The sequence below is a fragment of the Microbacterium croceum genome, from assembly GCF_023091245.1.
GTDB lineage: Bacteria > Actinomycetota > Actinomycetes > Actinomycetales > Microbacteriaceae > Microbacterium > Microbacterium croceum.
In genome coordinates, this window is sequence record NZ_JAHWXN010000001.1 from 1,273,998 (window position 1) to 1,294,637 (window position 20,640).

21 protein-coding genes are annotated in these 20,640 nt (G+C 66.1%); 3 read left to right on the forward strand and 18 right to left on the reverse strand.

Annotation, left to right across the window (positions count from 1 at the left end):
* Window positions 1–151 precede the first annotated feature (151 nt).
* The 9 genes from KZC51_RS05995 to KZC51_RS06035 all read right to left on the reverse strand — a co-directional run bounded on the left by KZC51_RS05995 (window position 152) and on the right by KZC51_RS06035 (window position 5,533).
* Window positions 152–736, reverse strand: coding sequence for a recombinase family protein (locus tag KZC51_RS05995; protein WP_247629097.1), 585 nt, complete (start codon window positions 734–736; stop codon window positions 152–154).
* Between the two features lie 284 nt (window positions 737–1,020).
* Entirely contained in the window at window positions 1,021–1,245 is a 225-nt protein-coding gene (locus KZC51_RS06000) for a hypothetical protein (protein WP_247629098.1), read from the reverse strand.
* Window positions 1,242–1,397, reverse strand: coding sequence for a hypothetical protein (locus KZC51_RS06005; protein WP_247629099.1), 156 nt, complete (start codon window positions 1,395–1,397; stop codon window positions 1,242–1,244). The genes KZC51_RS06000 and KZC51_RS06005 overlap by 4 nt, the downstream gene beginning before the upstream one ends.
* Window positions 1,394–1,801, reverse strand: a complete 408-nt coding sequence (locus KZC51_RS06010) for a hypothetical protein (protein WP_247629100.1) — start codon at window positions 1,799–1,801, stop codon at window positions 1,394–1,396. Before KZC51_RS06010 ends, KZC51_RS06005 begins: the two co-directional genes overlap by 4 nt.
* Window positions 1,794–2,315 (reverse strand): hypothetical protein, encoded by a 522-nt coding sequence (locus KZC51_RS06015; RefSeq protein WP_247629101.1) that lies wholly within the window; start codon window positions 2,313–2,315, stop codon window positions 1,794–1,796. Before KZC51_RS06015 ends, KZC51_RS06010 begins: the two co-directional genes overlap by 8 nt.
* A gap of 276 nt (window positions 2,316–2,591) precedes the next feature.
* Window positions 2,592–2,789, reverse strand: coding sequence for a hypothetical protein (locus KZC51_RS06020; protein WP_247629102.1), 198 nt, complete (start codon window positions 2,787–2,789; stop codon window positions 2,592–2,594).
* The gene (locus KZC51_RS06025) at window positions 2,786–3,418 is read right to left on the reverse strand and encodes a hypothetical protein (RefSeq protein WP_247629103.1); all 633 of its coding nucleotides are present in this window, start codon (window positions 3,416–3,418) and stop codon (window positions 2,786–2,788) included. Before KZC51_RS06025 ends, KZC51_RS06020 begins: the two co-directional genes overlap by 4 nt.
* Window positions 3,419–3,479: 61 nt before the next feature.
* Entirely contained in the window at window positions 3,480–4,034 is a 555-nt protein-coding gene (locus KZC51_RS06030; protein ID WP_247629104.1) for a hypothetical protein, read from the reverse strand.
* Window positions 4,035–4,591: 557 nt separating this feature from the next.
* Window positions 4,592–5,533, reverse strand: a complete 942-nt coding sequence (locus KZC51_RS06035; RefSeq protein WP_247629105.1) for a LysR family transcriptional regulator — start codon at window positions 5,531–5,533, stop codon at window positions 4,592–4,594.
* A 126-nt stretch (window positions 5,534–5,659) separates the two neighbouring features.
* Between KZC51_RS06035 and KZC51_RS06040 the strand changes: the two genes are divergently transcribed.
* Window positions 5,660–6,676, forward strand: a complete 1,017-nt coding sequence (locus KZC51_RS06040) for a DUF1852 domain-containing protein (protein WP_247629106.1) — start codon at window positions 5,660–5,662, stop codon at window positions 6,674–6,676.
* A gap of 18 nt (window positions 6,677–6,694) precedes the next feature.
* On the forward strand, window positions 6,695–7,732 hold the full coding sequence (locus tag KZC51_RS06045; RefSeq protein ID WP_247629107.1) for a methionine synthase: 1,038 nt from the start codon (window positions 6,695–6,697) through the stop codon (window positions 7,730–7,732).
* Window positions 7,733–7,816: 84 nt separating this feature from the next.
* Here KZC51_RS06045 and KZC51_RS06050 read toward each other — a convergent pair whose 3' ends face one another.
* From KZC51_RS06050 to KZC51_RS06090, 9 genes are all read right to left on the reverse strand, one after another.
* Window positions 7,817–8,749, reverse strand: a complete 933-nt coding sequence (locus KZC51_RS06050; RefSeq protein ID WP_247629108.1) for a carbohydrate kinase family protein — start codon at window positions 8,747–8,749, stop codon at window positions 7,817–7,819.
* A 59-nt stretch (window positions 8,750–8,808) separates the two neighbouring features.
* A complete protein-coding gene (locus KZC51_RS06055; protein ID WP_247629109.1) occupies window positions 8,809–10,377 on the reverse strand; it encodes a glycoside hydrolase family 32 protein in 1,569 nt (522 codons plus the stop codon).
* A 98-nt stretch (window positions 10,378–10,475) separates the two neighbouring features.
* On the reverse strand, window positions 10,476–11,945 hold the full coding sequence (locus tag KZC51_RS06060; protein ID WP_247629110.1) for a glycoside hydrolase family 32 protein: 1,470 nt from the start codon (window positions 11,943–11,945) through the stop codon (window positions 10,476–10,478).
* Between the two features lie 8 nt (window positions 11,946–11,953).
* On the reverse strand, window positions 11,954–12,976 hold the full coding sequence (locus KZC51_RS06065; protein ID WP_247629111.1) for a LacI family DNA-binding transcriptional regulator: 1,023 nt from the start codon (window positions 12,974–12,976) through the stop codon (window positions 11,954–11,956).
* Complete coding sequence (locus KZC51_RS06070; RefSeq protein ID WP_372491755.1) at window positions 12,973–13,893, reverse strand: carbohydrate ABC transporter permease; 921 nt, start codon at window positions 13,891–13,893, stop codon at window positions 12,973–12,975. The genes KZC51_RS06065 and KZC51_RS06070 overlap by 4 nt, the downstream gene beginning before the upstream one ends.
* Window positions 13,890–14,771 (reverse strand): carbohydrate ABC transporter permease, encoded by an 882-nt coding sequence (locus KZC51_RS06075; RefSeq protein ID WP_247630596.1) that lies wholly within the window; start codon window positions 14,769–14,771, stop codon window positions 13,890–13,892. The genes KZC51_RS06070 and KZC51_RS06075 overlap by 4 nt, the downstream gene beginning before the upstream one ends.
* Window positions 14,772–14,847: 76 nt before the next feature.
* The gene (locus KZC51_RS06080; RefSeq protein WP_247629112.1) at window positions 14,848–16,185 is read right to left on the reverse strand and encodes an ABC transporter substrate-binding protein; all 1,338 of its coding nucleotides are present in this window, start codon (window positions 16,183–16,185) and stop codon (window positions 14,848–14,850) included.
* A gap of 44 nt (window positions 16,186–16,229) precedes the next feature.
* Window positions 16,230–17,702 carry a GH32 C-terminal domain-containing protein gene (locus KZC51_RS06085; RefSeq protein WP_247630597.1) on the reverse strand — a complete coding sequence of 491 codons (1,473 nt, stop codon included), beginning with the start codon at window positions 17,700–17,702 and terminating at the stop codon, window positions 16,230–16,232.
* 169 nt (window positions 17,703–17,871) lie between these two features.
* Window positions 17,872–18,810, reverse strand: coding sequence for a LysR family transcriptional regulator (locus KZC51_RS06090; RefSeq protein WP_372491756.1), 939 nt, complete (start codon window positions 18,808–18,810; stop codon window positions 17,872–17,874).
* Window positions 18,811–18,881: 71 nt separating this feature from the next.
* Here KZC51_RS06090 and KZC51_RS06095 point away from each other — a divergent pair, with 71 nt between their 5' ends.
* Window positions 18,882–20,612, forward strand: coding sequence for an L-aspartate oxidase (locus tag KZC51_RS06095; RefSeq protein WP_247629114.1), 1,731 nt, complete (start codon window positions 18,882–18,884; stop codon window positions 20,610–20,612).
* The last annotated feature ends 28 nt before the right edge of the window (window positions 20,613–20,640 follow it).

Genomic DNA, 20,640 nt, shown 5'->3' on the forward strand with positions numbered 1-20,640 from the left:
ACGATGAACCTCGACTGCTCAGCCTGCGTCAATTCATCCGTGCCAGTCAACTCCATTGGACCTCTGCTGGAGTGAATTGTACTTCGTGAGGACCTCATTCACGGGGCCGACAGCGCACACTCGCGGGAGACTACGCCGGGTTCTTGATCCGTCACGTGGTGCTCAGAGCGCGGTACACGCTCGCACGGCTCACACCCGCCAGCTTGACAATCTCGGAGGGCGTGCGGCCCTTGGCCTTGAGTTTCTGGACTTCAGCCACCTTCGACGGGGAGAGCGCGGTACGGGGTCGTCCCGCGATCTGCTCACCGGACTGAGCGCGGGCGGCGCGAGCGGCCCTAGCTTCTGCCACGCGCTCGGCGTTCATGTTCCGCTCAAGCTCTGCGACGAGCACCATGAGCTTACGCACGAACTCGCCAGTAGCGCCCGTGAGAGCCGCCTCAGACTCCTTGAGGCTGTGGACCGTCACGCCACGTTCTTCGAGGTCTGCAATCGTCTGGAAGACGTGCAGGGCGCTCCTACCCAATCGGTCCAGGCTGTGAACCGTGATCGAGTCGCCGGGGCGTACGCGAGAGAGAAGATCATCCAGGCCGGGGCGTGAGGTTCGGGTGCCGCTGATCCTGTCGCTGAACACGTCGGCGGCGTCGATCCCGTCGGCGGTCAGTGCGTCTTGCTGTCGGCCCAAATCCTGGGCCACGGTCGAGACTCGGATGTATCCAAAGCGCTTCGAGGTTGTCATGTCTCACACTGTATCTGTTACAGTATTCTGAGACAAGTCACAGATACAGCTTTAGAGACAGTGAATCGGGTCTATCCGTACAACTTCCCATCGGGTGTAACGGGTGTTTCAAAGTCATGGTTCTGAGACGGGGTAGGACAGCCCTCCCGACGGACCTTGACGAAGTAGAGCCGGGAGGGCTGTGGAGGTCGTCGTCCCTCCCTGTAGGCGAGGACGACGGGTGAGCGGGGTACCAATCCCGCTCGGGCCTGCGCGGGCTGACAGAAGACGCGCGCAGAGGTTTTCTACTTGTCGAGCAAATCGCCTAGCAACCCTGCCAGCCGCTCGACCTCGGGATTCTGTGCCGGTGCGGAGGTCAGGCGGCGCACTTCTCGGTTGTTCGGATCGAGGGCCTTGGCGATGTCCGCCTCAGTCCACGTGAAGAACTGCTTAGCTTCCTCGATGGCGGCGCGTTCTGCATCTCGGTTGGATGCGATCACGGCCCTGAGCATTGCGTCGTCGTCAGTCATTCTTGGTTTCCAATCTCAGAGAGTCGGCGTAGAGCACGGTGGATGTCGTCGGCGGTCCCGACAGTGACGGTGAGCTTCCCGTCGTGGATGTCTTGCAGGACATCGAGAAGGGCGAGCATGGCGCTATCCGTCTTCAGCGTGACGGCGCTCATCGGGATTCCTGATGCAGGTCGAGAAGGTACTTGCCGCACTCGACGTTCACGGCCTGCAATGCGGCCTTGCGCTCGGCGGGATTCGTAATCTTCTTCGCGGCGTCGAGCGCCGTGATCGCGCGCTTGAACCATACGGCGTCGTCATCTTCACCGATGCCCATTCCCTCGGGTGCCGGTCCCCCAGCGAACTTCTGCATCCCCCATCGCTGTACCTGCTCGTCGGCGGTGAGGTCGAGCCATGTCCTGCCTAGCCGGTCGCGAGTGGCGTCCACCTGTGCTGGGGTCAGGGTAATTGTCTGGCCCTGATAGAGGACGATGCCGGGGGCGGCGTCTCCCGCTTCGGTGATTTGCGGGACGGTTAGCCCCGTGCTCCTGGCGTGAATGGTGATGCTCTTGTCAGTCATTCTTCTTATCTCCAACTACGACGCGCAAGGCGTCCTTCAGTTCTGACAGGCGCGGATGCGCCGCCATAGTACGGAGGAGGGAGCGAGCCGCCTCTGGGTCACGCTTCGCGAACTCGCCAAGTGCCGCGACAAGCTCCATGGCCTCCTCGAACACACGCTCGGCGGCGGTATCGTCAATGCCCAGATGATTGATGAGCACCGATAGTGCCTCGCTCTCAACCTTGATCGCCCTGGCTCGGGCCACCGGCGTGGCATGGCGGGAGCGCTGGCGGAGGTCGCGGGCGTCGTCCGCGATCTGCACCGCACGCACGATCACGTCTGTGGTGCTCGGCTCATCCTCCGCGAGCTTCGCGAGGTCTGACTTTCGAGAGATTGCAAAGCGACTTAGAGCACTCAAGCTCAAGCCTGTCCACGTACGAATGGACTCGTACGTCTCACCGGCATCCAAAGCCGCTTCAATGCGCGCTCGGGCAGGATGTGTCTCCACTGTGGAGGGTCTGCCGGTTCTGCTCATTGGGTGTACTTCCTAGTGATATGTAGGGGAAGCAGAGAATCTGAAGCTTTCGTGCAGTATCCGGTGAAGGATTAGACGAGCCGGATACCGTTACCGCTCTGCTTCCCTATAGCTACTATCGAACGTTTTGACTCGTACGCGTCACTTTCGAGATGTACCTCCATTCTCGGTATTCTTTCGAGAAGGAACGGGCGTTATCCAGAAATAGTCAACGCTATCTGCGGGCCTGTAATTGAATCCACGTCCACGGCTACCTGACAATGCGCGTCAGGCGCTCTACGGGGCTTCTGTGGCTTCTGAGAGGGCATTCACGATTTGCCTAAGCTGCTTTAGAGTTACCAGTTCGTCAATGCGACGCGATGCCTCGGTGACGGTCATCGAGTGCCACGACGATTCCGGTTCGTCGAGCTGGTCTTCGAGCGCCGTCCCGTAGGCTCTATGCTTCGCCGTCGCTGGCCAGTTGTTGCTGGTCATGTGACCTCACCTGTTTCTGTGTTGATGTTCTTGTAACGCTTGCGCATGTTGTGGACGTTCCTGACCTTGATCCCCAGGTGCTCGGCGGCTTGCTTCGCTGCCATCCCCTGAGTTTCTAGAAAGTCCTCCAGGGTGTAGGTGCAGTACGCCAGCCCGCCCTTGCGCCCGCGCTCCTGCTTCTGCCGGTACGTCTCGGCGCTGAAGTTCTCGATGCACTTCTCTGCGGCGCGCGTGCACTGGTACAGGGCTTCCGATGAGAGGTAGTCGCCGGTGTACTCGGTGATCCCGCATTCGGCCATCGCCTCGCGCTGAGCATCCTTATAGACATCGCCCCACAAGTGGTACCTCAGATAATCATGGGTGCACCCCTTACCCAACTCGCGCATTCCTGCCTTAATGAGTTTCTGGAAAAGGATTCTGAAGTAGTTCTGAGCCAAGCTGAGCTTGGGGTCGTACTTCAGAGGCTTCGTAGTGAAGTTCGTGTTCCGTCGGCGGCTGTGCTCGACCTGTTCGGCCAGCTTCTCCCACGCCTCATCCTCTTCTCTTATGGATAGTGTTAGTTGTTGCACACCAAGAGAAGGATCAGGAACATTAGCCTCATGAGTAGAGGAATCCTGTAGAATTGTCATTGCTTCATCTCCTATGACCCCGCTTCGCTGTCCGGCAGGCGGGGTCATTCATGTTTACGTGTTACTTGGGTGAATTCGCAGAACGCTTGCGCTCACGACGTTGGCGCGCGTACTCGGTGGCGGTGGCTCGGCAGAGGTCACATCGACATTTCCTATTGGTGTACATCGGCAGAGTGCCGTGCTGACCGGGTGCGACCTGCTCGCCGTCGAGTGCCTTGGTCGGCTCGACGTAGCGCACCGTCACCGGTCGCCGCGTGTGGTTGTCGGCCTGCGCTCGCTCGACGCGCTGAGGAGCCTTCTGGGGCTTGCTGGGGGCATCCCTGAGTAGCTCGATGAGTCGGTCCTTCCCCATGCGGGTAGCGCGTCGAATCTCATCCAGTCCTGCACCCTGCGCGTGTAGGCGGAGGGCGTGGGCTTCCTGCTGTGCGGGATCGGCGCGGAACTCGATACGGCGCTCATTCGCCGCCGCTGATTCAGCGAGCGCCACGGCGTAGGCGGTATCGGTCAGCATCGCGGACCTGGCGCGCTCGATGAGGGTTCCGTACTTCACCCTGAGACCGGCGCGGTAGACGGCATCCAACTCGCGGGCCTCCTCGATGGCAGGTCGGCGGGTCAAGTCGTCTTTGCGACGAGCAGAGCGGGTCAGCATGCCCCTGATCCGCTCTCGGTCCTCCTGTGACAATCGGAGGTCTTCGAGTTCGGCTACTGCTTCGCGGTGAGTCATCATGCTCTTCACTATCGAGCGAAACGCGCGGGCCTAAATGGGCGGCTCTGCGCCACCGAGACATGCCCTGAGTGGCACATGATTTCATGCACAGGTGCACCATCTAGGCGTCTCACGGCATGGGTAGCCGCATCCGCTCCAGTCAGGATTCAGTCAGGATGACTTCGAGAAGGTGCGGAAGTGGACGTAACGGCCATTTTCTAGAATCAGGCTTCTGACCTGGAGTTACTGCCCGACACGATCACGGAGCGTCACGCTCGATTCCGGTCTATTTCGCCCCTAAGCGATCAGAAGGTTAGGGGTTCGAGTCCCTTCGGGCGCACAGATCCAGAAACGGCATCCACTTCGGTGGGTGCCGTTTCTGCGTTGCCGCTCCATCCCTGAGGGGTCATGACACGCCGTGCTCGAGGGCGGAGTCGCGGCGTGTCCTGACCCCTCACGGCGCGAAGTTACCCGAGCAACTCCACCCCGAACCCGGCCACCACGGCGCGCAACTCCTCAAGGTAGCGCTGGGCCTGTTCGGTGAGCGGGATGGAGGAGTGGTCGATCCAGCCGATCTCGATCCGCTCGTCGATGTCGAGCGGGATCGCGACGATCTCGGGGTCGAGGTCGTCGCTGATGATTCCGGTCGAGATCGTGTAGCCGTCGAGTCCGATCATGAGGTTGAAGATGGTGGCGCGGTCCGCGACCCTGATCTCCTGCTTGCTCGACAGCGTGGAGAGGATCTCCTCGGCGAAGTAGAACGAGTTGTTCGCGCCCTGGTCGAAGGTGAGTCGCGGCAGATCGGCGAGATCGTCGAGCGTGACGTGATCGCGCGAGGCGAGCGGGTTCTTCCGGGAGATGAAGATGTGCGGGTCGGCGAGGAAGAGCGGATGGAACGCGAGCCCTGAATCTCGCAGGAGCTTGTCGATGACATTCCTGTTGAAGTCGTTCCGGTAGAGGATGCCGAGCTCGCTGCGCAGCGTGCGGACATCCTCGATGATGTCCCAGGTGCGCGTCTCGCGCAGTGAGAACTCGTACTCGGCCGCATTGCTGCCCTTGACCATGCGCACGAATGCGTCGACGACGAAGGAGTAGTGCTGGGCAGAGACGCCGAGCAGGCGCCGCGAGGGTGGCCGCCCGAGGTAGCGCTGTTCGAGCAGTTCGACCTGCTCGGTGACCTGTCGCGCGTAGCCGAGGAACTCGGCCCCATCGGCGGTGAGCGTCACTCCGCGGGCGGAGCGGAGGAAGAGCGTGCGTCCGACCCGCGCCTCGAGGTCCTTCATCGCCGCCGACATGGTGGGCTGGGCGACGTAGAGCAGATCGGCCGCCGCGCTGATCGATCCCTCCGCGGCCACCTCGATGAAATAGACGAGCTGCTGAAGGGTGATGCTGTTCGATCCACGTGCCATAGTCACAGACTATAGGAACGCATAGCTGTGACGACTTACCCGATATCTGCCGAACGGCTGCACGATGGAGACACAGACTTCCCCGCGGCCGACTCCGGCCGATCACAGCAACCAGATGGGCCGCTCATGGCGAACGAATTCACGTTCAGCATCTCCACCACCCGCTTCGACGAGGACTACGCGCCCTCCGAGAACTCGCGCATCACCACGAACTTCGCCAACCTGGCCCGCGGAGAGCACCGCCAGCAGAACCTGCGCAACGCCCTGACGATGATCGAGCGCCGCTTCAACTCTCTGGCGCACTGGGACAACCCGACCCAGGACCGCTACGGCGTCGAGCTCGAGATCGTCTCGGTCGAGCTCGAGTTCACCGCGGGCGACGAGGACAAGGAGTTCCCGCTGCTCGAGGTGCTCGACATCACGATCGTCGACCGGAAGACCGGCGTGCGCCACCAGGGCATCGTCGGCAACAACTTCTCGTCCTACGTGCGCGACTACGACTTCAGTGTGCTGCTGCCGGCGGTCACCGAGGCTGCCGGAAAGTTCACGCTGCCCGACGAGTTCGGCGTGCTGCACGGCAAGCTTTTCCAGCACTTCCTCGCCTCCGATGCGTACCGGGAGCGGTTCACCACCTCGCCCGTCATCTGCATCAGCGTCTCGACGAGCAAGGAGTACCAACGCACGGCCAACCATCACCCGATCCTCGGCGTCGAGTACCAGCAGAACGACTACTCCCTCACCGATGAGTACTTCGGCAAGATGGGGCTGAGCGTGCGCTACTTCATGCCTCCCGGAAGCGTGGCGCCGCTCGCGTTCTACTTCCAGGGCGACCTGCTGAACGACTACTCGAACCTGCAGCTGGCCGGCACCATCAGCACGATGGAGACGTTCCAGAAGATCTACCGTCCCGAGATCTACAACGCGAACGCGGTGGCGGCGCACGTCTACCGGCCGACCCTCGACCAGCAGAACTTCTCGTCGACGCAGATCGCCTACGACCGTGTCGAACGGAGCCAGCTCGCGAGCGCGCAGGGGAAGTTCACGCAGGAGCACTTCATCACCCCGCATCAGGACGTGCTCGACCGCTGGGCTGCCGGCTACGCCGCCGAGGCCGACGCCGACTACGCGACCGCGGTCGCCTGAGCGCAGAGAACCACGATCATGAGCACGCTTCTCCCCACATCGATCGTCGGCAGCCTTCCGAAGCCGTCGTGGCTCGCGCAGCCGGAAACCCTCTGGTCTCCGTGGAGGCTGTCGGACGACACCCTGTTCGAGGGCAAACAGGATGCTCTGCGCCTCGCGGTCGAGGATCAGCGCCAGGCGGGCCTCGACGTCATCAGCGACGGCGAGCAGACGCGGCAGCACTTCGTGACGACGTTCATCGAGCACCTCGACGGTGTCGACTTCGACCAGCGCGAGACCGTGCGCATCCGCAACCGCTACGACGCCAGTGTGCCGACGGTCGTCGGCGCGGTGAGCCGCCAGAAGCCGGTGTTCGTGGAAGACGCGAAGTATCTGCGTCAGCAGACCGACCAGCCGATCAAGTGGGCGCTTCCCGGTCCGATGACGATGATCGACACCCTCGCCGACCGTCACTACAAGAGCCGTGAGAAGCTGGCGTGGGAGTTCGCGACGATCCTCAACCAGGAGGCGCGCGAGCTCGAAGCTGCCGGCGTCGACGTCATCCAGTTCGACGAGCCCTCCTTCAACGTCTTCTTCGACGAGGTGAAGGACTGGGGAGTGGCGGCGCTGGAGCGTGCGGCGGAGGGGCTGCGCGCCGAGACCGTCGTGCACATCTGTTACGGCTACGGCATCAAAGCGAACACCGACTGGAAGGCGACGCTCGGGTCGGAGTGGCGCCAGTACGAGGAGTCGTTCCCGCTGCTGCAGCGGTCCGCGATCGACGTCATCTCGCTGGAGAGCCGCAACTCCCACGTGCCACTGGACCTGCTCGAGCTCATCCGCGGCAAGAAGGTCATGCTCGGTGCCATCGACGTGGCGAGCGACACGATCGAGACGCCGGAGCAGGTCGCCGAGACTCTGCGCAACGCCCTCGATTTCGTGGATGCCGACAAGCTCATCGCGAGCACGAACTGCGGAATGGCCCCGCTGTCGCGCGACGTCGCCCGTGGCAAGCTGGCCGCGCTCAGCGCAGGCGCGGCCCTGGTCCGCGAGGAGCTCGCCACCGCGCAGGTCTGATCGCGCAGCATCCGCGCGAGGGGTCAGAACACGCCGCGACCGCGCGCGGCCGTACGGCGTGTCGTGACCCCTCACGGGCGTGGCTCAGGGATCCAGCTCTGCCAGACGGGGCGGGTCGGCGCCCGGTCGCGATACCGTCACTGCCGCTGCCGCGGCGCTCCGCCGCAGAATCGAATCGATCCGGGCGGTGCTCAGGTCGGCGAGCACGCGCCGAGCCTCGGCGCCATACGCCCCCGTCTGCAGCAGACCATCGATCAGGGTGCCCATGAAGGTGTCCCCGGCGCCGACGGTGTCGACGAGTTCCACCGGAACGCCCGGAACGCGCAGGACCTCCCCGCGGACCACGGCGATCGCGCCCCGTGCGCCGAGCGTGACGACGACCAGTGCCGGACCCTCGGCCGCCCAGCGCCGCGCGACGGAGACGACATCCTCGCCGGGATGCAGCCACGCGATGTCGTCGTCGCTGGCCTTGACGACATCCGCCTGCGTCCTCAGGGCAGCGACCAGGGACCGCACTGCGTCCTCGTCGTCGATGAGCCCCGCTCGGACGTTGGGGTCGTAGCTGACGAGAGCACGTCGGTGATGCGTATCGACGAGGTCGGCGACCGCGTGCGCGCCGGGATCGAGCACGGCCGCGATCGAGCCGACGTGCAGCGCGTCGGCGCGCCTCGTGCGGGCGGTGTCGATCTCCCAGGTGATCGCGAAGTCGTAGCGCGCGGAACCCTGCTCATCCAGATGCGCGGACGCGAGCGAGGTGCGGGCACTCGCCGCGCCCTCGAGGATGACCGCTGATTCGGCGAGCCAGGCGCGGACCAGGCGTCCGTGGGCATCGTCACCGATCGCGGTGAGCAGCCGCGGACTGCGATCGAGCCGGCCGAGCGTCAGGGCGACGTTCGCCGGGCTGCCACCCGGCCGCTCGTCGACGGAGCCGTCGGCACGGTGCACGATGTCGACGAGTGCCTCGCCGACGACGAGGATGTCGGGCCGTCGGGGTGTATGCGGTTCGAAGTGGACCATGTGGAACTCCCAGGTGAGGACGATGAGGAGCGGACCTGCCGTGCGGGCGGGTGAGTGGCTCAGATCGGGGTGCCGAACTCGCGGATCGTGATGCCGGAGAAGGTCGCGGGTCCGCCATCCGCGTACAGCGAGATACCGGTGTCGCTCTCGCGGAAGTGGACCTGCTGCGAGATGACGGTGTGCCCGGCATTGACGAAGACCTCGACGCTCTGCGTGTCGACGAAGATGCGCAGATGCACGGAGCGAGCATTCGAGTCGATCGGCGCTGCCGCTCTGGTGTACGGCACCAGTGAGAATCCGCTGAGGTCCGAGGGCCCCCGGTCGACGTAGAGCTCCGCCCCGTATTTGCCGATGTTGGTGTGGCGTGAGCCGTCTGACGACCGCCCGACCGACACGCCGACGTTCGCTGCGGCGTCCCACGCGATGTCGAGCTCCAGCTCGTAGGCGCGTCCGCTCCACGGCAGCACGACGCTGCCGTCGACGGTCTGGGGTGGGAGAGTCGTCGTCGCTGTGACGTAGTTGCTCAGAGCCTCGACGGGGCGGCTGAGGAGTGAGTACCAGCCGCCGCTCTGGTGCTCGAGACGCAGTTCGCGGACGATCGAGTTCTGGCCGTTGTAGCCGTCGGAGGCATCCGTGGGAACGTCGCGGGCAGCGTACTTCCAGTTGTTCATCCACGCGATCGCGAGCCGCTTCGTGTCGGGTGCGTCGATGGAGGGCCAGGTGACGGCGGCGTACCAGTCCCAGCCCCAGTCGAGCCATTGCGGAGTGAGGTCGTCGGCGTGGAACTCCTCGCCGTCCCACGTGCCCGTCCAATAGGCGTAGGTCATCGGCAGACCCACCCCATAGGCGTCCATGCTCGCGCCGAGCACCCAGTGGCGGGTGCCGTCATTCGCCGTCATCTCGAACAGGTCGGGGCATTCGATGCCGCCGAGCGCGTGGTTCGGATAGTCGAAGTTGCGGCGCAGCACCCAGTCGATCAGGTTCGACGATGTGTAGAACGCCGCGTATCGCGCCCTGCCGATCACGCAGACCCATTCGCTGCGCGCGGTGTCCCAGTGGATCTTCGGGTCGCGGAACCACTCCGCGTTCTCGATCTCGGCCGGTGTCGAGGCAGCCCGTCCATCGGTGTTGACGATGACCGGATCGGGGAGTGCCGTGAACGTGAACCCTCCGTCGGTCGACCAGTACAGGTACTGCTCCTGGAACTTGCGGATGCCGTCGGTCGGCTGCGTGGCGAGCGCCACGACCGCCCCTGCTCCGAATCCTGCGGTGTTCGCCGTGTCGACGACCGCGGACCCCGACCACACCGGGAAGTCCGGCTGCAACGGCATCACCGTGCCGTGGTGGGTGAAGGCGACACCGTCGCTGGTGGTCGCATGGTCCCAGCCACCTGGTCCGTTGTTCTGTCCGGAGTGCAGGTAGTACAGCTGGTACGCACCGTTGGTGGTGACCGGTCGCTGCGGGTCGCACAGCCAACCCGCGGGTGGCGTCATGTGATAGTTCGCTCGCAGGGAGCCCGCCGGGCTCTGAGCGCGCGCGGCAAGAGGGGCAGCGCCGCCCAGGAACAGCGCGAGCGCACCAGCGCCGGCGCCTTGCAAGACGCTGCGGCGTGAGAGGGGATAGGTCATTTCGGTTCCTTTCCAGGGGTCGACGGGCGCGACGATGCGACCGCCGGATCGTGAGACGGCAGGAGGAGGATCTGGTCAGAGGAAGCGGGCGGTTCGGGTCAGGCCGACACGTCCCGTGCGGATGCGGTCATTCTCTCCGGGCTCTCGATGTCGGCGACCGTCATCGTGATCGGACCGCCGTGATCCGTCGTGAGGATCAGTGTGATCGGACCGTCGCCGAGGACGACGAGGTTCGATGCCGTCGCACTGCCGTCGCCGACGAAGACCTCCAGGAGAGGCCCGTCGAGACTCATCAGCAGCGTGACGGGGGAGGTGCCGACGAGAGGGACGGCACTCGTCGAGGGGAAGTCCTGATGCACGGCCTCGGCCGCACGCCCCCTCCGAGTGACGCGCAGCTCGCCGCCGCGTGGATCGTGGTCGAGCTCGACGGTGGCATCCGCATCGCCCGACAAGGCGAACCGGACGGCACCGGTCGATGCCGGATCCCACGATGCCTGCAGGATCGCGTGCGTGCCGAGCATGATCGTCGACGGATGCGCCGTGTCCGCGACCGTCGTCTCCGACCCCTGCGCGAGCAGCTCACCGACGAACGGCGCGGGCTCCTGTACGAGCCGAGCCGCGCCGTCGACCGTCCGCAGGCTCAGTCTGCGTGGCAGCGACATCGCCCCTCGCCAGGGCGCCGAGGGGAAGACGTGCGCGTACCTCCAGTTGCTCATCCAGCCGAGCATGATCGCCTCGCCGCCGGGAGCGCTGTCGAAGGTCACTCCCGCGTACAGGTCGCGCCCATGGTCGAGGCGCTCGAGCTCCGGTCTGTCGGGTGTGAACACGGCACCGTCGAATGCGCCGACGATGTAGTGCATGGACGAACCGTCCGCGTCGGCATCCTCGCCCACCGGGTTCGTGCTCAGCAGCAGGACCCCGCGCAGGTCGTCCGGGTCGCCGTCGAGGGGGAGCAGCACCAGGTCGGGACACTCCCACACCACACCGGCATCGCCCAGGGGGCCGAAGGTGCTCTGCAGACTCCAGGACCGGAGGTCCGTCGATGAGTAGATGAGCACCTGCCGATCATCGGCCTCGACCGTGAGCATGATCCAGCGGGATCGGCCCGTCGGGTCGTCGAATCGGACCACCTTCGGGTCGCGGAACGCGCTCGTGCCCCGGTCCAGGATCGGATTCGCCGGGTCGGGCAGCCAGGTGTATCCGCCGTCGCGGCTGCTCGCGGTCGACTGGGCCTGGTGATCGTCGTCGAACGCGCTGGTGTAGAACGCCGTGAGCGACGTCTCGTCTCCGTCGGTCGTGGCGACCACCGATCCCGAGAAGATCTGCTCGCCGTCCCGGTGCGACAGGGCGACCGGATGCTCTCTCCAGTGCTGCAGGTCGGAGCTCGTCGCGTGTCCCCAGCTCATGTTGCCCCAGTCCGAGCCCGACGGGTTGTACTGGAAGTAGAGGTGCCAGACGCCCCGGTCGTGGACGAGGCCGTTGGGGTCGTTCATCCAGTTCCGTCGCGGCGTGAAATGGAACGCGGGACGCGGCACGATCGTCCGCGTCGCAGTGATGGGTGAAGACATGGGGTCCCTCAGATCGACTCTCGCTGGATCGGGGGGCACGCGACACGCAGCTGCAACGACGGAGCCGGCGGCTCCTCGATCCCCAGCAGCACCCGTACGCCGGCGGCTCCGAGCTCGTAGTGCGGGAGGGCGACGGTCGACAGCGGCGGGCGCAGGTGCGCGGCGATCACATCCTGATTGTCGAAGCCCATCACGGCGATGTCCTCGGGGATGCGTCGACCGTGCTCCCGCAGGCCGTCGTAGAGCCCCATCGCCACCCGGTCGTTGTGGCAGAACACGGCCGTCGCGCCGGATGCCAGCACGCGCGACGTCGCCGCGTACCCGCCCTCCTGCGCCGGCTCGGAGGGGAAGACGAGCGACTCGTCGAAACCGACCCCTGCCGCCGTCAGTGCGGACCGGTAGCCGGCGAGCCGCCCGGACTGGGCCGGCGACGGCGTCGTCGTGTTGATGAACGCGATCCTCCGGTGGCCGGCGGCGAGCAGCTCCTCGGTGGCGGTGCGTCCGCCCTGCTCCTCGTCGGGGACCACGGAGCGCAGACCGCTGCCGTCGGCGAAGCAGTCCACGAGCACCGCATCGGTCTGGTGCAGCGCCTCCGGCACGACGATCTCACGGTGGTACCAGGTCGAATAGAGGATCCCGTGCACCTGGTGCTCGAGCATCATCGCGATCGCGTCGTTCTCGACCGCCGTGTTGCCGTCGGTGTTGGCGACCAGAAGCACGTACCCGTGCTTCCACGCTTCGTCCTGGGCACCGTGGATGATCTGGCCGGCGAACGGGGTCGTGGCGATCGCGTCTGCGACGAGGCCGATGAAGCGCGAGGTGCCCTGAGAGAGCGTCTTCGCCAGCGCGTTCTGCCGGTAGCCGAGCGCCGCGACCGCCTCCTGCACGCGCCGGCGAGCCTCGGCGCCGATGCGGGCACCTGCTTTGTCGTTCACGACGTGCGAGACCGTCGCCACCGAGACTCCCGCGGCCTTCGCGACGTCGCGCATCGTGACCGAGGGCGTGTGCTTGCCGTGCTCGGAGGTACTCATCCCTTGGTCGCTCCACTCTCGAGTCCGTTGATCATGGCTTTGTTCAGCACCAGGAACACCAGCAGCAGCGGCGTCACGGTCACGCACACTGCGGCGAACGTCGCCGTCCAGTCGGTGTTGCCCATCGCCCCGATGTAGTTCTGCAGGCCGAGCGGAATCGTCTTCAATCCGTCGGAGAGCACGAACGTGTTCGCGAAGATGAAGTCGTTCCAGATGAAGATGCTGTTCACGAGCACCACAGTAATGATCGTGTTGACCGATAGCGGGAAGGTGATCTGCGCGAAGATGCGGTACGGCCCTGCCCCGTCCAGGGACGCGGCTTCGTACATCTCCCGCGGAATGTACTCGTAGAACGACGAGAACAGATACACCGCCATGGGGAGCGAGAACGCGGCGAGCGGGATGATCATCGACAGATGCGTGTCAAGCAGTCCCACCTGCGAGTAGTCGATGAACAGCGGCACCAGGGCGATCTGCACCGGCACGATGATGCCGAGCAGGAACAGCGATCGGACGAGAGCGCTGAACCGGAAGCCGAGCACCTGCAGCGCGAACGCGGCCATCATGCCGGCCATCACGATCAGGATGCTCGCCCCCAGGGTGACGATCAGGCTGTTGACGATGTTGAGCCACAGGTTCCCCGAGGCGAAGGCTCGCGCGTAGTTCTCGAGGGTGAACTCGGTCGGCAGCGCGAACGGGTTGCCGCCGGCGAAATCGCTGGCGGTGCGGAAGCTGGTGAGCAGCAGCCACAGGAGCGGGTACACCTGCACGATCACGATCAGCACGACCGTGACGCTGAGGAGGGTTCTCTGGACGCGCACCCGGGAAGAACCGGAGGAGGTCGTTCGACGGCGCGGCGTCACAGGGGGCGCCGGTTCGGTCGACCGAACGGGGGCGGTGAGTACTGGCGCGGTCATGAGTCGTCCCTTCGACGAAGGAGCAGGAAGATGAGGCCGACGGCGATGAGGCACTCGACGACGATGAACACCGAGATCGCGCTCGCGTAGCCGTAGTCGGTGTGGACGAACGCGGTCTTGTACATGTAGGTCGTCAGCAGTTCGGACGACTGGCCGGGACCGCCGTTGGTGAGCAGGTAGGGGATGTCGAAGCCGCGCAGCGCGAAGGTCGTCGCCATGATCGTGGTCGTGATCCAGACCGGGCGGATGTAGGGGAACCGGATGCGCCAGAACACCTGCCACCAGGATGCGCCGTCGAGTCTCGCTGCCTCTTCGAGATCTTTGGGTACCGCGATGAGGGCGGCGTAGATGATGAGCATGTACAGCCCCGTGAAGCGCCAGCCCTCAGGGATCGACACCGCGGCCAGCACGGTCTGCACGTTCGAGAGCCAGGCCGTCTGCAGGTGTTCGAGGCCGAGCCAGGCGAGGAGCTGATTGAGCAGGCCGACGGGCTCGAGCGAGTAGATGCGCTGGAAGAGGAAGGCGATCGCCACGGTCGAGATCACGGCGGGCAGCAGGTACAGCGTCTTGACCAGCTCGCGGGCCCGGGGGAGCGCCGTCAACAGCCCGGCGACGGCCAGCGCGCCTCCGAGCTGCAGGACGAGGCAGATCGCGAGGTAGCCGAGCGCGTTCGAGAACGCCGTCCAGAACACGTCGTCGCGCGTGAGCATCTTGACGTAGTTGTCGAGGCCGACGAAGCCCATCTCGGTGATGCCGTCCCAGCGGAAGAAGCTCAGGACGAGCGACTGCAGGATCGGCAGCAGGACCGCCACACCGTAGAGCAGCAGCGGGGGAATGAGGAACACGGCCACCGAGAGGCGAGAGCGACGCGGCAGCATCGAGGTCAGCGCGCTCTTCGGCTTCCGCGCCCGGGGTGAGCGCGGCGACGCCGCGCCCACCCCGGGCTGTGCGAGATCAGTCATCGAGGTTCTCCGCGAGGCTCGCATCCATGGTCTTGATGAACTCGTCGGGGGTGATGTCACCCTGGACGAGCAGTGTCAGCTCCTGCTGCAGGCGCGTGTTCGTGGCCGGGTCCAGCTGCGTGTCCCAGGGCATCGCGATCTTCGGCCCGACGTTGTCGGCCTCCGTCACCGCCCGTGAGTAGAGGTCGGTGGCGTTGTCGGGGATCGTGGTCTCGACGTTCGTGGTCGGCGAGAGCGCACCGGTCGCCGCATACAGCTCCGGGTAGCGGTCGAGTGCGAACGCGAGGAAGTCCCGGACGAGCGGGTCGTAGGTCTGCGCGTTCACGGCCATGCCGATGCCGGACGGGGTCACGTACTCATTGTCTGCGGTGACGGCGCCGTCGATGGTCGGCAGGGTGAAGTAGTCGACATCGTCGCGCACGGCGGCGTCGAGCGAATCGGTCGCGAGGTTGCCGAGCTCCCAGGTGCCGATGTTGTACACGGCCGCGCGTCCGGAGGTGAAGAGCGCCTGCGCGTCGGCGTAGCCCGTCGAGGAGAAGCCCTCCTGGAAGCATCCGGCCTGACCGAGGCTGTACAGCCACTCCGCGGCGGCGCGACCGGCGGGATCGGCGAACGATGCGTCTCCGTTCTTGAGATCCTGGATGTACTCCGGCCCGGCCATGCGGAACGGGTAGTAGGCCATGTAGCGCTCGAGCGGCCACTGGTCCTGACCGTCCAGGGCGATCGGTGTGATCCCCTGGGCGCGGAGCGCCTCGCACATCTGCGGGAAGTCGTCGAGCGTCGCCGGCACGGTCACGCCGGCGTCGTCGAACAGCGCGGTGTTGTACCAGAAGAACTCGAGCTGGAACTCGAACGGCACCATGTAGAGCGAGCCGTCGTCGAAGCGCTGGTAGTTGAGCGCGGCTTCGCGGTACTCGTCGCTGAGCCCGAGGTCCTCCAGCAGCAGGTCGACGTCGACCATCCGCCCTTGCCCTGCGAGCTTCTGCGCGAACGGTGTGGCATCGGTGTCGAAGAGCTCCGGGAGCTTGTTCGCGGCTGCCAGGGTCTCGTACTTCTGGATGTACGAGGGGCGGTCGGGCGTCGTGATGAGGTTGAGCGCGAATCCGGGGTGCTCTGCGGCGTACTCGTCGGCGATCTTCTCCATCGTCGTGATGACGCCGCCGTCTGCGGGCCGGGAGAGCAGCCAGGAGATCTCGCGGGGGACGATGTCGCCGTCCGGGTCGACATCGGTGGGGTCGGCGCTGCCGGACGTACCGGTGCAGCTGGTGAGTGCGAGAGCGGTGACGGCCAGTGCGGCGAAGAGCGCCACTGCGCGGGGGGTGGTGTGCATGTCGGAATCTCCTTTGATCATGTGCGGTGCAGCGGGAATTCGGGTCAGTTCGTGGACGTGAGGAGGTCGTGCGTCAGGGGAGCGGCCTCGGCGGCGGCGTCGCGCGTCGACACCGAGAATTCGGTGACCGTGACGGTGCCTTCACCGACGAACGCGCCGATGCGGCCGACCGGTCGGTCGTAGATTCGCGTGCTCAGCACCACGGCATCGTCGACGGTCGCGACGCAGATGTCTCCGTCGACGATCACCTCGAGGGTGTGTGGACCGTCGCCGAGCGGCACGGGGCGCTCGAGCTCGATCACGAAGGGGACGTCACCGGAGATCTGCCACTGCTCCGTGCCGGTCTGGCGCCGGGGCCACCGGTCGAGAACGAGGCGATCTCGCTGCGGCTCCAGTCGCAGCACGTAGCCCTCGTCACCGTCGGCGCTCGCGCGCAGGAGCACGCCGCACTCCCGTGTGCCCTCTGCGATGTCGAAGCGGGCCACGACGCGGAAGGAGTCGGGGCTGTCGTCGGGGCTGAGCGCATCGGCGTATCCGTCCGGTGCGCTCAGGATCGTGCCGGCGGGAATGCTGCTGATCGCTTCGTCGAAGGTCTCGCGGAGCTCGGCGGCGGGGTGGAAGGCGAGAGTGCCGTCGGAACGCTGCTCCGCTTCGAGCACCGACATCGTGCCGGCCCACTGCCAGGCACCGTCGTCGGCTGTGCCTTCTCGGGTCGCGATCCACCCGAAGAAGAGACGTCGGTCGCCGCGCGCGGCAGACTTCGCCGCGTAGAAGGCGCGACCGTCGAGAGTGTCATGCGCGGGCACGATCCACGGGCCGTGGAGGCTGCGGGCCATGCGGTACCGGGTCGTGAAGGCGTCGCTGAACTCGGATGAGACCAGATACCACCAGTCGCCCCACTGGAACACCTCCGGGCATTCGTAGGCGACCGTGCGGCGCGGATCCCAGAAGGGAGCCGCGGGCTCCCAGCGGGTGAGATCGCGCGACGTGCACTGTGCGATGACGCCACGGCGTCGGAGCGGCCCGTCGGTGTGGCGGGCGGTGATGAGCATGCGCCACAGCTCTGCGTCCGCATCCCAGAAGACGTAGGGGTCGCGCCAATCGCCGGTCTCGTATCCGGCCGTCGCGCCGAGGGTGTCGGCCGCGTGGCGCTGCCAGGACTGCATGCCGTCACGGCTCGTGGCGTGCAGCACGAGCTGCAGCGGGAGCCCGTCCGCCCCGAGGCGGTCGGGATTCTGCCCTGTGTAGAACGCGTGATGGACACCGTCGTCATCGCGCACGATGCTGCCGGTGTAGATGTTGAAGTCCGCGGCCTGGTTCCCGCCCGAGGCGATGGCGACGCCGGTCTCGTGGAAGTCGACGAGGTTCTCGGTCACCACCCGCTTCCAGGGCATGCCCTCTTTCGGCGTGCGACGCGTCTCGTGCAGGTAGAAGAGATGGAACACGCCATCCTCCTGGTACGGGATGACATCCCCCACCCATGCGCCGTCCGGCCGGTAGAACCCTCGCTGGCTCATCGTCACCTCTTCGTTGATGGTTAATCGGTTACGCATGACGATAGCCGCAGGCGGTGGCGCTGGTCAAGCGGTTAATCACGTTAACCACCAGAACTTCTCCGATGTGTCATCGGGGGCCCTGCGAGCCGTCGGAGGGCGTGGCCGGACGGCGTCCCCTCGCGGTCGGAACTCAGTCGATCAGCGAGGTGATCGCGGGGTCGCGGCGGGCGACCTCGGCCGCGGTCGACACGATCACGCGGCGCATGGCGGCGACGGCGATCGCGGGGGTCACGTCGGACCGGTGCGCGAGGCTCACGGTGCGCGTCATCATCGGATGCGAGAGGCGCACGGACCGCAGTGCCGGACGGTCGAGCAGCACCATGGCCGGAACGACGGCGACGCCGAGGCCGCGCTCGACGAAGCGCAGCACTGCGTCCATCTCGGCGCCGGCCAGCAGCGGCACGGGCGCGAGGCCGGCGGAGCGGAATGCGGCGTCTGTCGTGGCGCGCAGCTCGTAGCTCTCGTCGAAGGCGATCAGCGGCAGGGAGGCGAGGCCGGGAAGGTCGAGCGAGGGCGCCGTGGTCACGGGAGGCTCTGCCGCCGAGGAGACGACGACGAGCTCTTCGGCCAGCAGCGGCATCCGCGTCAGGCTCACTCCGGCCGGCGGCTGTCCCTCCGACGCGGTGACGAGGGCGATGTCGAGCGCGCCCACCGCGAGCTGCTCGACAAGGGTGCGCGACCCCGCCTCCGTGAGCTGCAGCTCGACGCCGGGATGGGCGGCATGGAACACGCTGATCGCCTCGGCGACGAGGCTGATGCACAGCGTCGGAGTCGCCCCGAGCCGCACCCGACCGCGGCGGAGGCCGGCGAGCTCGCCCATCTCCTCGCGGATCGCCTCGGCCTCGGCGAGCATCCGCTGCGCACGGGGGAGCAGCGTCTCTCCGGCGGCGGTGAGCGCGATGTGACCGCGGGCGCGGTGGAACAGTTCGGCGCCGAGTTCGCGCTCGAGCGTGGAGATCTGCCGGCTCAGCGAGGGCTGTGCCAGATGGAGGTGCTCGGAGGCGCGGGTGAAGTGTCCGAGGCGGGCGACTTCGACGAACCCGCGGAGCTGCTCGAGGTTCATGACCATAGCCTACCCGCATCGTTACGACGCCAACTATGCATTGGAGTTATTAGGATGACCTAACTAGCGTCGAAGGCATGAGCACACGCGAACGTCAGATCTCCACCACGGTCCTGGTCATCGGCACCGGAGGATCCGGCCTGCGCGCGGCGATCGAGATCGCCGAACACGGCGTCGACGTCCTCGCCGTCGGCAAACGCCCGCGCCAGGATGCGCACACCTCCCTGGCTGCCGGCGGTATCAACGCGGCTCTGGGGACCATGGATGCCGACGACACCTGGCAGCAGCACGCCGCCGACACCATCAAGGAGAGCTATCTGCTCGCCAATCCCCACACGGTCGAGATCGTCACCCAAGGCGCCGAGCGCGGCATCCGCGACCTCGAGCGCTGGGGCATGGACTTCGCCAGGGAGGACGACGGCCGCATCTCGCAGCGCTTCTTCGGCGCGCACACCTTCCGCCGCACGGCCTTCTCTGGCGACTACACGGGCCTCGAGATCCAGCGCACCCTCGTTCGCAAGGCCGAGCAGCTCGAGGTGCCGATCCTCGACAACGTCTACATCACGCGTCTGCTCGTGCGCGACAACGTCATCTTCGGCGCCTACGGCTTCGACCAGGCCGACGGCACGCGCTACCTGATCCACGCGGACGCCGTGATCCTCGCCGCCGGCGGACACAACCGCATCTGGCGCCGCACCTCCTCCCGCCGCGACGAGAACACCGGTGACTCCTTCCGTCTCGCTGTCGACGCCGGTGCCCGGCTGCGCGACCCGGAGCTCGTGCAATTCCACCCGTCCGGCATCATCGAGCCCGAGAACGCCGCCGGCACGCTCATCTCCGAGGCCGCGCGCGGCGAGGGCGGCATCCTGCGCAACGCGCTCGGCGAGCGGTTCATGCCGAAGTACGACCCGGAGCGCATGGAGCTGTCGACCCGCGACCGGGTCGCGCTCGCCGCGTACACCGAGATCAAGGAAGGACGCGGCACCGAGAACGGCGGCGTCTGGCTCGATGTCTCGCACCTGCCGCGCGAGACGATCATGACCCGTCTGCCGCGCGTCTACCAGACGATGATGGAGCTGCAGATGCTCGACATCACCACCGACCCGATCGAGATCGCGCCGACCGCGCACTACTCGATGGGCGGGGTGTGGGTGCGTCCGGAGGATCACCAGACCGACGTGGAGGGGCTGTACGCGATCGGCGAGGCTTCCAGCGGCCTCCACGGCGCCAACCGCCTCGGCGGCAACTCGCTCATCGAGCTGCTCGTGTACGGGCGCATCGTCGGGCAGGCCGCGATGGCCCATGCCGCCGGTCTCGAAGCGCAGCAGCGGTCGGCGGAGGCCGTCGCTGTGGCTCGGGCGGAGATCGCCGACCTCCTGTCCGCCGACGGCCGGGAGAACGTGCGAGCGCTGCAGCGCGCCATCCGCAACACCATGACAGAGTACGCGGGCGTCGTCCGCGACGAGCAGGGGCTGCGCGCCGGCCTCGCCGAACTCGACATGATCGAGGGACGCATGGAAGACATCGGCATCCATCCGGACATCGCCGGGTTCCAGGACCTCGCGCACGCGTTCGACCTGAAGGCCTCGGCGCTGGCGGCACGGGCGACGATGGAGGCCGCGCTGGAGCGGCGGGAGACCCGCGGATGCCACAACCGCAGCGATTTCCCCGACACCGACCCGACCCTGCAGGTGAACCTGGTGTGGAGCCCGCGCGAGGGCATCACGCACGAGGCGATCCCCGAGATCCCTGCCGAGATCGCCGAGCTCATGCGCGAGGTCGACACCGCAGGGAAGCTCGTCGAGTAGCTCCCGGCGATCCCGAGCCCGTCCCACC